This window comes from Caulobacter sp. SRI_014 (assembly GCF_057586315.1).
On record NZ_JBYCZQ010000015.1, the window covers coordinates 1 to 13,261 of the forward strand.

Genomic DNA, 13,261 nt, shown 5'->3' on the forward strand with positions numbered 1-13,261 from the left:
GGCAACCGTCGACTGCGAAAGAATGCGCGGTCTACACTGGAACTCAAGGAGGCGAGTTGCTGGAGATGACTCTAATTGCTGCCTTTATCAGCGCTGACCATGTTCGCGTCATCGGGGACATTCTGGTGACAGACGAAGGTAGTGGTGCCTCCGAAACCCTTCTGCATCCGACCAAGATAATTCCCTTTGAGAAGGGCTCCTCCGGCGTAGCGGCACTGATTCAAAAGGTTGTCGTCATATCGCCGCAAAAGGTGGTTCTGTGGGCCGGCAATGTCGACAGGGCGCTGAAAATACTCCGAGTTCTGGAGGAGGCTGACCGGACAAATGTTGGCGGAAGTGTAGTCGAAGTCCTTCGCGAGTTTGGCTTGGAAGAAGAGGATTGGATCGATGTAAGTGTTATATTCGTCGAGATTGGTGACCGGCGAATATACCATAGCTGGATAAACGCTTCGGAACGTCGCTTAGAGGACGGTCTTTTGCTCTTTGCGGGGAGCGGGGCGGACGATTTCCTGACAGGTATTCAAGTCGATGATCCGGCCTTGGAGCCAGAGAATCCGACTTGGCAAAAGTTGATGATGAACGTCGCCCGCGCCATCGGCTCTGACGATTTCAACAACCTTCCGCGAAGCGCCGACTATGGTGCGTGGTTCGAAGTTGTAGACTACGCAAATGGTGAATTTCAGAAAATTCCCCTAGCGATGATCCGGTGGGACGTAGTTGGTACAGATTTAGTTGACGTACGAAGCTCATCGCTTTCTTACTATGATGGATTTAACATAATTGTTGAAACAACATTCTACAAAGACACGCCGGAAGTAGAGCGAGCGATGCGAATGATCTCGCCAGATCCACTTTGGCGAACTCCGATTACATATGATCGGGTGAGTAAGATGATTTCCCCGGATCGGGCATATCGCCACTCATTCCACATCGTTGATGGTGCAGCTGCTGAGGCGGTGATGGTCGCCTATTGCGAACATTCTGCTGAGGATCTCACCTATAGGGGCCTTAGCGGGTTGACTGTGGCAGGCACCCTTTACGAACGAGTTTGCTTGTTCGTTGATCGCGCTCAGCGTCCTGAGAACATGGTTGGAGTGCCAGCGAAGTTTCAGATCTGAAGGGGGCCTTCGTAAACACCCGTTAACCATACTGCGCCAAATCTTGAGCCTCGTTTTAGATTCCACTGTGAGGCTTTCCCATGAACGGCGCTGAGGTGCTCGACGTCGGCCGCGACGCCATCTGGCTGACCATCCAGCTGTCCGCGCCGGTGCTGATCGTGGGGCTGATCGTCGGGGTGGGGATCGGCCTCATGCAGGCGCTGACGCAGATCCAGGAAGCGACCCTGGTCTATGCGCCCAAGATCGTCGCCATCTTTGTCTCGCTGCTGCTGTTCCTGCCGCTGATGGGCGCGCTGATGAGCGGCTTCATGAAGAATATCGCCGCCCGCATCGCCGGCATGTAGGGGCAGGCGTGGAAGCCTACGCCACCGCCGCCCAGGTCTATTCCGCCGGGCTGATCTTCGCCCGGGTCGGGGCGTTGGTGATGCTGATTCCGGGCATCGGCGAGCAGAGCGTGCCGCCGCGCATCCGCCTGTCGTTCGCCCTTCTGATGTGCCTGGTGCTGGCCCCGCTGGCGGCGCGCAATGTCTTCGTGCCGGCGACCATGGGCGATGTCGGCCTGCAGGTGATCCGCGAAATCCTCATCGGCCTGACCATCGGCATGATCATGCGGCTGTTCCTGTCGGCCCTGGCCACGGCGGGGGAGGTGGTGTCGATCCAGACCACCCTGGGCTTCGCCCAGACCGCCAACCCGATGCTGGGCCAGCCGAACGCGACCCTGTCGACCTTCCTCAGCCTGATCGGCGTGGTGCTGATCATGACCACCGATCTGCACCACCTGTTCATCGGGGCCATGGCCAACAGCTATGAGCTGTTCCCGCTGGGCAAGGCGGGCATTCCGGTCAGCGACGCGGGGACCCTGGCGGTGAGGACGGTGGCCGGCAGCTTCGCTCTCGGCATCCAGCTTTCGGCGCCGGTAATCGTGTTCTCGCTGATCTTCAACCTGGCGGCCGGCCTGGTCGGGCGGATCATGCCGCAGTTCCAGATCTATTTCGTCACGTCGCCGCTGGCGGTGATCTTCGGCCTGTCGATCTTCGCCCTGTCGCTGGGGCTGGTCGGGATGGTCTGGGTCGGCCGTTACCGCGACCTGATCGGCGTCTTCGCCGGCACGGGAGGCTGATCCGTGGCGGAAGACAACGAAGCAGCCTCGAAAACAGAAGAACCAACACCCCGGAAACTCGAGGAAGCCCGCAAGAAGGGCGACGTCGCCAAGACCCCGGACCTGCCGCAGATGTTCAGCTTGGCCGCCGTGGCCGGGGTGATCCTGATGGGCGGCGGCTGGCTGGCCACCGACATGACGGCGAAGCTGTTGCCGTTCATCGCCCATCCCGAAGCGATGGACATGTCCGGGACCGGCGGGGTGGGGATCGCCAGCCAGGCGATCATGGCCGGGATGCCGGCGCTGGTCGTGGTGATGGTCGCGGCCATGCTGGCCGGGATCGCCGGCAATGTGGTGCAGCACGGCCTGCTGTTCACGGCCGAGAAGATGAAGCCCGACTTCAAGAAGGTCAGCCCGATGGAGGGCTTCAAGCGCATCTTCGGGCCCGACGGGCTGTTCCAGTTCCTCAAGAGCTTCCTGAAGATCGGGGCGACGGGGGCGGTGACCTGGATGGTGCTGAAGCCCCACGCCCATGAGCTGCAGGCGCTGGCGGCGGCCGATCCGGTGGCCATCCTGCCGGCGACCATGGCGCTGGTGAAGGCGCTGTTCTTCGCGGTGCTGTGCTTCCTGCTGGTGACGGCGGGGGCCGACTGGCTGTGGCAGCGGGCCCGGTTCATGAAGCGGATGCGGATGAGCCGCGAGGAACTGAAGGACGAGTACAAGCAGTCCGACGGTGACCCCCACATCAAGGCCAAGCGCAAGCAGATGCAGATGGAAGTCTCGCGTCGGCGGATGATGCAGAACGTGCCCAACGCCACGGTGGTGGTGATGAACCCGACCCACTACGCCGTGGCCCTGCGCTACGAAGCCGGCGAGACGGCGGCGCCCGAATGCGTGGCCAAGGGCCTGGACGACCTGGCGCTGCGGATCCGGGCTCTGGCCGAGGAGAGCGGTGTGGCGGTCATCGAGGACCCGCCGCTGGCCAGGGCGCTGTATGCGGCGACCGAGGTCGATCAGGTCATCCCCGAGGCCCACTACCAGGCGGTCGCCAAGATCATCGGCTTCGTCATGAGCCAGAAGCGGGCCGAGCGGGCGAAGACCTTGCGATGAGCACCCGGTGGGCCCGATTCGGGGCCGGTTCCATTAACGAGTATCCTCCCCAATGAGTGATTCGACGCTGACCCCCAAGGAGCCGATGGCCCGAGCGGATATGAGCGAAAAGCGGAAGTTCCGGTTCGATCCCCTGGTGGGAGCGGCCGCGGTCTTCTTCGTGCTGGCGGTGGGGTTCGCCGCCTATCCGGCGCTGGAGGCCGGGATCGAGACCCTGGCCGGGCTGCTCTTGCTGATCGGGCTGGCCGGTGTCGCCTGTCTGGGACTGTTGGCCTTCCGGGCGTCAGGGACGCAGACCGAGGCGGACGATACGCCGATGCTGGAAGCCATGGTCGAGGCGCTGCCCGAGGCGGCAGCCGTGGCCGGGCTGGACGGCAAGATCATTGCGGCCAATGAGCATTGGGGCGCCGAGCTGGGCGCCGGCGGACGGCTGCCGCGCAACGGCCAGGCGGCCGGGCTGTACGGCGCCTTCAACCGCGCGCGCCGGGGACTGCCGGCCCATACCTCGCTGAAGCTGAAGGATGGCGACCGTGACCTGACCGTCGCGCCGCTGGGGCCGGGCCGGTTCCTGCTGCGGCTGGCGGCCGAGCGGGCCCAGGCGCTGCCGCCGACCGAAATCAGCGCCAAGGCGCTGGCCATTCCGACGGCCGATGAGGCAGGACTGGACGCGCTGGCCGCCGCCTCGCCGTTCGGGGCGGCGTTGCTGGACGGGGCGGATGTGTTCACCGCGAAGATCGTCGAGGCCAACACGGCGCTTGGCGAGATTACCGGCGGGGCGGCCAAGCCGGGCCTGGTGTTCGGCGAGCTGGTGGCGGAGAGCTCGCGGCTCGATGCCGGTCTGGGGGCGGCCGAGGGGCGGGCCGGACCCTTCGAGGTACGGCTGAATCATGACAACACGCGGATCGGGCATCTGTACCTGAACCGCCAGGGCGGGCGGCTGACGGCCTATCTGGTCGACGTCTCCGAGCAGAAGCAGATCGAGCTGCAGCTGGCCCAGGCCCAGAAGATGCAGGCCATCGGCCAGCTGGCCGGCGGGGTGGCCCACGACTTCAACAACCTCCTGACCGCCATCCAACTGCGGCTGGACGAGCTGCTGCAGCGCCATCCGTTGGGCGATCCTTCGTATGAGGGACTGAACGAGATCCGCCAGACCGGGGTTAGGGCGGCGGACCTGGTGCGCAAGCTGCTGGCCTTCAGCCGCAAGCAGACGGTGCAGCGCGAGGTGCTGGAGCTGGGCGAGCTGATCAGCGAGTTCGAGGTCCTGTTGCGCCGCTTGCTGCGTGAGGACGTCAAGCTGGTCACCGATTATGGGCGCAACCTGCCCCTGGTGCGGGCCGACAAGAGCCAGCTGGAGACGGCGGTGATGAACCTCGCCGTCAACGCCCGCGATGCGGTGCGGGCGGCGGGCAGCGGCGGCACGGTGCGTATCCGCACGGCCCGGGTGACCCACGTCGAGGCGGCGAGCATGGGCTACAACGGCCTGCCGATGGGCGACATGGCCCTGATCGAGGTCAGCGACGACGGTCCGGGGATTCCGCCCGAGGTGGTCGGCAAGATCTTCGACCCCTTCTTCACCACCAAGCCGGTGGGTGAGGGCACGGGCCTGGGGTTGGCGACCGTGTACGGTATCGTCAAACAGTCGGACGGCTGGATCCACGTCGAGAGCGAGCCGGGGCAGGGGGCGGTGTTCCGCATCTTCCTGCCGGTGCACACGCCGGTGGCCGGGGCCCTTCCCGTGGCCGAAGTGGTCAAGCCGGCCCGCCAGGCGGCCCGCGACCTGTCGGGCGTCGGCCGCATCCTGTTCGTCGAGGACGAGGACGCCGTGCGCGGGGTGGCCGCCCGGCTGCTGCGGGCGCGGGGCTATGAGGTCATCGAGGCCTGCGACGGCGAGGAGGCCCTGGAGCTGTGCATCGAGCACGCCGGGACCATCGACCTGTTGATCAGCGACGTGATCATGCCGGGCATGGATGGGCCGACCCTGCTGAAGAAGGCGCGCATTCATCTGGGCGATGCGCCGGTGATGTTCATCAGCGGCTATGCCGAGGCCGAGTTCAGCGACCTGCTGGAAGGCGAGGAGGGGGTGTCGTTCCTTCCCAAGCCGATCGACATCAAGACCCTCGCCGAACGGGTCAAGCAGCAGATCGCGGCCTAGGGCTGGGCGGCCTGGCGGGCGTCGGCTAGGGTCGCGAGATGTTCAAGCTTCGTGTTTTCGCGCTGGCCGCCTTTCTTCTGACCGGCCAGGTCTCCGTCAGCGCCGCGCAGACACTGTCGGTTCCGCCGCCGATGCTGCCGCGCGGCGAGCCCGCGCCGGCCGACGCCGGTCAATGCATGTGGGATCGCCTCCCCGCCGCGATCAAGACGGAGGCGCTGCAACAGGAGAGCGGCATCGCCGCGCAGCTGTGGATCATTGATGCCCTCAAACAGTCGGAATACGGGGCGCTCGAGGTTTCGGCCAGGGCGTGCGGCGTAAGCGATGAGCAATTCAGGTCGGCCGGGCGGCGGCTGGCCGGATGGATGGGACGGGTCTGGTCGGAGGACCATCTGGCCGGACGGGTGTCCGCCGCGCAGCTGGACGAGGCCTATCGGTCAATCCCCGCCGCGGACAAGACAGTGCTGATGTCTGACTCCAGGCAGAACGAGGCGCTCAAGCCGGCGCGCAGGTCGGCTTTGATGCGGTTCTTCGACAAGCTGGGCGTCGATCCGCAGAATGAGGACGGGACGACCGTTCTGTTCTATCTGCTCTCGCGGCTTGGCGATGAGGCCGATCTGGCCGCCGGCCTGTGAGACCGTTGGCCTGACGGTCGACCTCGTCTAGGCTCGGCGGATGAGCAAGCTTCGTCTTCTGGTTCTCGCCCTGGCCCTCTGCGCCGGCCAGGTTTCCATCAGCGGCGCCCAGGCGCAGACGCTGGCGGCCGATCAGGCGCCGCTCACGGCCGGCAGCTGCATCTGGGGCAGGATGCCCCAGGCGCTGAAGGATCAGGCCGTGGCCAAGGATACGGCCATGGAGGGTCTGACCCTGGTCATGGAAACCCTGACAGACGGCGAGATCGAGGCGTCGGCCAAGGCCTGTGGCGTCGCCAACCACCAGTTCGGCTCGGCCGGGGAACGGCTGACCCGGTGGATGTTCAAGTCGTGGGCCGAGAAGAAGCTGGAAGGCGTCGCGTCGGCGTCGCGGCTGGATGCGGCCTATCGGGCCATCCCCGCGGCCGACAAGGCGTTGATGAAGGCGGGCTTCCTGCGCAAGGGCGACTACCTGGACACCGAGAACGCGGCCTTCGCGCGGTTCTTCGCGGGGCTGGGACTGGATCCGGGCAACGCGGCCCAGCGGACGCCGGTGTTCATGTACCTGGCGTCCCGGGTCCGGGACGAGGTCTAGGCTCTCCTGGAAGGTGGCGGGCACATGATACGGGCGCTTCGCCGTCTCTGCCGATCCAGAGGCCTTAGGCGAGGCGCACTGTAGGGCGTTGCAAGCCCGCAGGGGACGTGACGGGCCGCCGCGCGACAGGCCGTCGCGCCGGCGCCCGAAACGGGGCTTTCGGCTAGAGAATCCAGTATTCGAAGTTGTTGTCGAACCCGGTGCCGTAGCTCTCCATGCGGACCTGATAGTCGACCCTGCCGTCGCCGGTGACATCGACCTTGGCGTACCACCAGTTGCCGACTTCGGTCAGGGTCATCTGGCCGGCCTGCTTGGTGAAGGCGGCGACGATGACGAATTCCTGATTGCCGTCGAGGTTGGCGTTGGCGTCCATCCGCTCCCAGTCGAGCCAGTCGCCGTTGCCCATGCCGTAGATGGTGTCGGTCTCGAGGGCGGCGTTGAACAGGGAGTCGTCATTGATCTCGAAGGTGTCGCCGCCGCTGCCGAAGTCGGCGTACATGATGTCGTTGCCACGGCCGCCGACGACATAGTCGGACCCGTCCCGGCCATCGAGGACGTCATTGCCGTCGTAACCGTAAAGCCGGTCGTAGTCCTGGTGGCCCTGGATATTGTTGTTCAGGGCGTTGCCGTAGCCGCTGAGCCAGGGTTGGGCCGAGTCCAGCAGCACCAGAGCCTCGACGTTGTCGGGCAGGCGGATGGAGTCGAGGCTGCGGATGATGTCGTAGCCGCCGCTAGCGTCTTCCGTGATGGCCAGGGTCGGCGGGGCCATGAAGCTCGTCATGTTGTAGTCGACGATATAGACGTCGTTGCCGGCCCCGCCGATCATCACATCGGCGGCGTCGCCGTAGAAGGTGTCGTTTCCGGCGCCGCCCTCCAGGCGGTCCAGACCCGCGCCGCCGTCGAGGATGTCGTTGCCGTCGCCGCCGTAGAGCTGGTCGGCGCCGGCGCCGCCCCAGGCTTTGTCGTTGTCGGCCCCGCCGTAGAAGATGTCGTCGAACAGGTCGCCGTAGAAAGTGTCGGCCCCAGCCTCGCCGTAGACGAATCCGCCGCCGTAGGTGCCCGTGCCGTCGCCGGCGTGGAGGATGTCCGCCCCGGTCCCGCCGTAGAGGATGTCTTCGCCCGCGCCGCCCCGCAGGACGTCGTTGCCGTCGCCACCCTCGAGGTAGTCGTCGCCGTCGCGGCCATAGAGCTGGTCGGCGCCGGCCTCGCCGGCCATCACATCGTCGCCCGCGCCGCCGTCGAGCGTATCGTTGCCGATCCCGCCGAAGACCTGGTCGTTTCCGTCGCCGCCGAACACGCGGTCGACGCCGCCGAAGGCGATGATGTAGTCGTCGCCGCCTTCGCCCTGCAGGGTGTCAGCGCCCTCGGCGCCGACCAGGTAGTCGTCGGCGTCACGGCCGAAGATGATATAGGCGGCGGTCGCACCGATCGGAGCCCGAAGGTCGTCCTCGCCCGGAGTTCCGTAGATGGTCGGCATGGCTCAACTCCCCCTGATACGCGGGCGGCGTGCGGCAGGCACGCGGCTCCAGTTCCCCATTTTGCGTTTTCGAGGGTCGTTTACGGGTGTTAACAGGAAGTGACTGTTTCGGCGAAAACGCCTCATTCCGGGCGGCCGACAGCGTCTTGGTTTTGCCTCAGAGACCGATGATCCTGCAAAGGCGCTGGCGATGCGATCCGCCAGCGCCTAAGGAACATCCGTGAACGACTATATCGAACTCGAAGGCGCCGATGGCGTCGCCCTGCGCTTTCGGCTCAACACCGATCTGGCCGAGCTGCCCGCCATGGCAGGAAACTTCGTCTGCGTGCGCCGCAAGGACGGCGCCCTGGACGTCATCTGCGCCGGCGCGGCAGGCAGCCTGCAATCGGCCGCCAAGGCCTGGAAGGCCGCCAAGGACAAGGGCGCAGAGGCGATGTATGTGCGCCTGAACGTGGCCGGCGCGACCCGCACCCAGGAGCTGGAAAGCCTGGTCGAGCGCTATCGTCCGCCGCAGGTGATCAGCGAAGGGCCCCCTGCGTAGGGGTCAGAGCGACCAGCCGGCGGAGTCGCCGGTGACATCCCCATTGATCTTCATCTGATAGTCGACCCGCGCATCGCCGTTGAGGTCGAGCCGCAGGGTGGTGATCCCGGCCGCGAAGGTCAGGGTCATCTGGCCGGCGACGCGGGTGAAGGCGGCGACCAGGGTGAAGGCGTTATCCGACCCGCCGGCCACGGCGTCGATCTGTGAGAGGTCGATGATGTCGCCCTCAGCTGTGCTGAAATCGAAGACCTGGTCGGTTTCGAGGGTGGCGCCGAAGGCGTGGGCGACACGGAAGTCGTCGCCGCCGGTGCCGCCGCGCAGGAGGTCGTTACCCTCGCCGCCGATGATGGTGTCGTCGCCGTCGTTGCCATTGATGGTGTCGACCCCGCCCAGGCCCAGCAGGAAGTTGTCGCCGCTGTTGCCCTGCAGGTTGTTGGCGCCGGCGTTGCCCGTGCCGTTGGCGTTGCCGCCGCCGCCCAGTTCGAGACCCTCGATGTTGTCGGCCAGGGTCCAGGTGAGGGCGGTGCGGACGATATCGAAACCTTCGCCGGCGGCCTCGATGGTGGTGTCGCCAGCGTCGTCGACGATGAAAACGTCGTTGCCGAGGCCGCCGGTCATGCTGTCGGGACCGGCGCCGCCGTCGATGTAGTCGTTGCCGCCGCCGCCGGAGAGGGTGTCGCCGGCGGTGTCGCCGTCGAAGCGGTCGTTGCCGTTGCCGCCGTTGAGCTCGTCCGTCCCCGCCCCGCCGAACAGCTTGTCGGCCCCTTCGCCGCCGTTGAGAATGTCGGCCCCGTCGTCGCCCGTCATCACGTCGCCGCCGTCGCCGCCGAACAGCTGGTCCTCGCCATTGCCGCCCGAAAGGGTGTCGCCCAGGGCGCCGCCGTCGAGCACGTCGTCGCCGTCGAGGCCCGAGAGATTGTCCTTGCCGGCGCCGCCGCTGAGGGCGTCATCGAACCCACCGCCGCTGAAGGTGTCGTCGCCGGTGGTGCCCGTGAAGCTGATGTCGCTGGGGTCTGCGTAGATGACATAGACCGTGCCGTTCAGGCCGTTGGCCCAGGGGGCGGCGATGATCAGGTCGCGGCCGCCATCACCGTTGACGTCGCTGGCGTCGAGCGAGAAGCCGAGCTGGCCGGTGCTGACCAGGCCGTTGATGCGGAAGCCGTTGGTCCCGTTGATCGAGCCGGTGGTGAAGTTGCTCCAGCCGCTGGCCTTGCCGTAGACGACATAGGCGACGCCGGTGTCGGCGTTCTCGCCATCATGCTGGTCGGCGCCGAACATGAAATCGTCGAAGCCGTCGTTGTTCAGGTCGCCGATGCCGGTGACATCGCGGAAGCCGGCATAGTTGCTCGTGCCGTAGACGCGGAAACCGTTCGTGCCGTCGAGGTCGTTGAGGGTCAGGCTGGCGCCGAAGCCGCCGTTCTTGCCGAACACGACGTAGACGGCGCCGTCGCTGTAGTCGCCGTAGCCGTAGGCCAGCACCGCCACGTCAGCGAAGCCGTCGCCGTTGACGTCGCCCACGGATGAGACCGAACTGCCGGCGAACTGCAGGTTGCTCGAGGAAACGATGGCGAAGCCGTTGGTCCCGTCGAGGGTGCTGATATTGGCGCTGGCGACGAAGGGATTGGTGCTGCCGAAGATAACAAAGGCGGCGCCGCGGTAGCTGTTGCCGTTGGGCGATCCGATGATCATGTCGTCCAGGCCGTCACCGTTGACGTCTCCGGCCGAGGCGATGGATTCGCCGAAGCGGCTGTTGCCGCCGCCGGTCAGCCGAAAGCCGTTGGTTCCGTCCAGGCCGGCCGGGTCGACATCGGCGGTAAAGGCCGTGGACTTGCCGAAGATGACATAGACCTCGCCGCCGACCGGGGTCTGCCAGGCGCCGACGGCGATGTCGTCGATGCCGTCGCCGTTGATGTCGCCGATGCCGGAGACCGCCCTGCCGAGCTCGCCGTAACTGAACTGGCCGGGAACCCGGAAGCCGTTGGTCCCGTCGAGGCTGGAGAGATCGAGCTGGGCCCCGAAGTTGCCGGTCTTGCCGAAGACGACGTAGGCGGCGCCCTCGTTGCCGTTGACAGTGGTGTTGACCCGGGCGGCGCCGATCAGGAGGTCGGTGACGCCGTCGCCGTTGACGTCGCCGGCGTCGGAGACGGACCAGCCGGCGTAGTCGTCCTGGGCCACGCCGTTGATGCGGAAGCCGTTGGTCCCATCGAGGGTGGAGAGGTCGAGGTTTGCGGGGAGGCCGCCGGTGTCGCCGTGGATGACGTAGACGCGGCCGGCCTGGGTTCCGCCAGTCGTCGGCGCGGAGATGGCGCTGACTACGAAGTCCCGGTAGCCGTCGCCGTTCAAGTCGCCCGTACCGGTGACCGCGTATCCCGTCAGGGAAGCGGCGGCCGCCGAGCCGATGACGAAACCGTTGGTCCCGTTGAGGCTGCTGACGTTGAAGTTGGCGGGGAAAGGCATGGGTGGGGCTCCCGCGCGGGCCCGGACATTGGGCGACCCGCGTTACGCGGAGCCTAGGCTCGTACGGTGAAGCCCTCAACGTGAGCGCCGCTCAATATGAGCGCTGGCGGCCCGAAATGAGCGGGCGCCCATTACGTCGAATTAACGCCCGGCCCGTTGCCGCCGGGGGAAGGGCGGCTTACCCCTGTCGGCCTGCAAATTCGGCGCACCGCGCCAATGGGGAGCTGTTTTCAATGATGAACCGCCGCGAACTCTTCGCCTCCGCCACCGCGCTCGCCGCCCTTGCCGCCACGCCGCGCCTGGCCAACGCCGCCGCGCCCACGGGCGAGGCCGCCAAGATGTACGCCATGTTCGACCGGGCGATGGACGAGGCCATGCGGCGCTCGCCGGAGCTGCCGACCTACCTCGGCATCGACAACGGTGCGATGGCCTGGAGCAAGAGCCTGCTGAGCGACAATTCGGCGACTTCGCTGGCCGAGGGCCGGGCGCAGAACACGCAGCAGCTGGCCGAATTGCGGGCTATCGACCGCAAGCAGCTGACCGGCATGGACGCGGTCAACTACGACACCGTCGAGTTCGTGCTGTCGGTGCAGGACGAGGGCAACCGCAAGTTCGCCTACAACAACGGCGGCTCGGGCGCCCCCTATGTGCTGAGCCAGCTGACGGGCAGCTATCAGTCGACGCCGGACTTCCTCGACACCGCCCACAGCATCGAGACCAAGGACGACGCCGACGCCTATCTGTCGCGCATGGAGTGCTTCGCCCGCACCCTCGACAACGAGGCCGAGACCGGCCGCCGCGATGCGGCCATGGGCGTCATCCCGCCGGACTTCGTGCTGGCCAAGACCCGCACCCAGATGGAGGCCTTCCTGGCCACCAAGACCGGCGAAACCACCCTGGTGTCCTCGCTGGTCCGCCGGGTGGGCGAGAAGAAGATCGAGGGCGACTACGCCCGTGTCGCCGGCGCCCTGTACGACGAACGCATCCGTCCGGCGCTCGAGCGTCAGCTGGAGCTGGTCAAGAGCTGGCAGCCGAAGGCGGTGCATGACGCCGGCATCAAGCGCCTGCCGAAGGGCGACGAGTACTATGCGGTCAGCCTGAAGAACTACACGACCAGCGACATCACGCCCGAGGAGGTCCACAAGATCGGCCTCGACATGGTCAAGAGCCTCGGCGCCAAGGCCGACAAGCTGATGAAGAAGGCCGGCTACACCAAGGGCACGGTCGGCGAGCGCTACGCCGCCATGGTCGCTGACCCCAAGCAGCACTGGCCCAACACCGACGAGGGCAAGGAAGCCCTGCTGGTCAGCCTGAACGAGCAGGTCAAGGCGATCACGCCCAAGCTGCCGCAGTACTTCGGCCAGCTGCCCAAGGCGCCGGTCGAGATCCGACGGGTGCCCAAGGCGATCGAGGCCGGCGCGCCGGGCGGCTACTACAACTCGCCGTCGCTGGATGGCAAACGGCCCGGCATCTACTGGATCAACCTGCGTGACAGCGGCGAGCAGCCCAAGTTCCTGCTGCCGACCCTGACCTATCACGAGGCCATTCCGGGCCATCACCTGCAGCTGGCCCTGAACAATGAAGCCGGCGATCTGCCGCTGATCCGCAAGGTGATCGGCTTCTCGGGCTACAGCGAGGGCTGGGCGCTCTACGCCGAGGAACTGGCCGTCGAGATGGGCATGTACAAGGGCGACCCCGTCGGCGAGGTCGGCATGATCCACGACGCCATGTTCCGGGCCGTCCGCCTCGTGGTCGACAGCGGCATGCACTTCTACGGCTGGAGCCGCGAGCAGGCGGTCAAGTACATGGTCGACAACATCGGCGACCAGGAGAGCGCGGCGATCACCGAGATCGAGCGCTACTGCGTGTGGCCGGGCCAGGCCTGCAGCTACATGGTCGGCAAGATCACCTTCCTGGAACAGCGGGCGCGGGCGAAGAAGGAACTGGGCGGCAAGTTCGATATCCGCAAGTTCCACGACTCCGTGCTGCTGTCCGGCGGCACCCCGCTGAAGGTGCTGGAGAACGTGGTCGGCGATTACATCGCCGCGACCAAGGGCGCGAAGTAGGGCAGGAGTGCAGGGGA

Annotated in this window: 11 protein-coding genes; 9 read left to right on the forward strand and 2 right to left on the reverse strand. The window is 66.2% G+C overall.

What is annotated here, in order from left to right; genetic code table 11:
• From AC2YG9_RS21705 to AC2YG9_RS21735, 7 genes are all read left to right on the forward strand, one after another.
• The coding region (locus AC2YG9_RS21705) for a hypothetical protein (RefSeq protein ID WP_487300088.1) at positions 1–1,118 on the forward strand (1,118 nt) is incomplete at its 5' end.
• An 80-nt stretch (positions 1,119–1,198) separates the two neighbouring features.
• Complete coding sequence (fliQ, locus tag AC2YG9_RS21710) at positions 1,199–1,462, forward strand: flagellar biosynthesis protein FliQ (protein WP_487300089.1); 264 nt, start codon at positions 1,199–1,201, stop codon at positions 1,460–1,462.
• Between the two features lie 8 nt (positions 1,463–1,470).
• Entirely contained in the window at positions 1,471–2,238 is a 768-nt protein-coding gene (gene fliR, locus AC2YG9_RS21715) for a flagellar biosynthetic protein FliR (protein WP_487300090.1), read from the forward strand.
• 3 nt (positions 2,239–2,241) lie between these two features.
• Entirely contained in the window at positions 2,242–3,327 is a 1,086-nt protein-coding gene (flhB, locus tag AC2YG9_RS21720) for a flagellar biosynthesis protein FlhB (RefSeq protein WP_487300091.1), read from the forward strand.
• Between the two features lie 85 nt (positions 3,328–3,412).
• Entirely contained in the window at positions 3,413–5,479 is a 2,067-nt protein-coding gene (gene cckA / locus AC2YG9_RS21725; protein WP_487300136.1) for a cell cycle histidine kinase CckA, read from the forward strand.
• Between the two features lie 38 nt (positions 5,480–5,517).
• Positions 5,518–6,111 (forward strand): hypothetical protein, encoded by a 594-nt coding sequence (locus tag AC2YG9_RS21730; protein ID WP_487300092.1) that lies wholly within the window; start codon positions 5,518–5,520, stop codon positions 6,109–6,111.
• Between the two features lie 40 nt (positions 6,112–6,151).
• Positions 6,152–6,703 carry a hypothetical protein gene (locus AC2YG9_RS21735; protein ID WP_487300093.1) on the forward strand — a complete coding sequence of 184 codons (552 nt, stop codon included), beginning with the start codon at positions 6,152–6,154 and terminating at the stop codon, positions 6,701–6,703.
• Between the two features lie 163 nt (positions 6,704–6,866).
• On the opposite strand, the gene AC2YG9_RS21740 is transcribed toward AC2YG9_RS21735, so the two are convergent.
• A complete protein-coding gene (locus AC2YG9_RS21740; RefSeq protein ID WP_487300094.1) occupies positions 6,867–8,180 on the reverse strand; it encodes a calcium-binding protein in 1,314 nt (437 codons plus the stop codon).
• Between the two features lie 220 nt (positions 8,181–8,400).
• Between AC2YG9_RS21740 and AC2YG9_RS21745 the strand changes: the two genes are divergently transcribed.
• On the forward strand, positions 8,401–8,721 hold the full coding sequence (locus tag AC2YG9_RS21745) for a hypothetical protein (RefSeq protein ID WP_487300095.1): 321 nt from the start codon (positions 8,401–8,403) through the stop codon (positions 8,719–8,721).
• Positions 8,722–8,724: 3 nt separating this feature from the next.
• Here the strand turns inward: AC2YG9_RS21745 and AC2YG9_RS21750 are convergent, their stop codons facing one another.
• Positions 8,725–11,178, reverse strand: a complete 2,454-nt coding sequence (locus AC2YG9_RS21750; RefSeq protein WP_487300096.1) for a hypothetical protein — start codon at positions 11,176–11,178, stop codon at positions 8,725–8,727.
• A 233-nt stretch (positions 11,179–11,411) separates the two neighbouring features.
• Here AC2YG9_RS21750 and AC2YG9_RS21755 point away from each other — a divergent pair, with 233 nt between their 5' ends.
• Entirely contained in the window at positions 11,412–13,244 is a 1,833-nt protein-coding gene (locus AC2YG9_RS21755; RefSeq protein WP_487300097.1) for a DUF885 domain-containing protein, read from the forward strand.
• Positions 13,245–13,261: the final 17 nt, after the last annotated feature.

Coding starts and splice junctions, on each gene's coding strand:
- fliQ (WP_487300089.1), top strand. CDS start 1,199: ATGAACGGCGCTGAGGTGCTCGACGTCGGCCGCGACGCCATCTGGCTG.
- cckA (WP_487300136.1), top strand. CDS start 3,413: ATGGCCCGAGCGGATATGAGCGAAAAGCGGAAGTTCCGGTTCGATCCC.
- AC2YG9_RS21730 (WP_487300092.1), top strand. CDS start 5,518: ATGTTCAAGCTTCGTGTTTTCGCGCTGGCCGCCTTTCTTCTGACCGGC.
- AC2YG9_RS21735 (WP_487300093.1), top strand. CDS start 6,152: ATGAGCAAGCTTCGTCTTCTGGTTCTCGCCCTGGCCCTCTGCGCCGGC.
- AC2YG9_RS21740 (WP_487300094.1), bottom strand. CDS start 8,180: ATGCCGACCATCTACGGAACTCCGGGCGAGGACGACCTTCGGGCTCCG.
- AC2YG9_RS21750 (WP_487300096.1), bottom strand. CDS start 11,178: ATGCCTTTCCCCGCCAACTTCAACGTCAGCAGCCTCAACGGGACCAAC.
- AC2YG9_RS21755 (WP_487300097.1), top strand. CDS start 11,412: ATGATGAACCGCCGCGAACTCTTCGCCTCCGCCACCGCGCTCGCCGCC.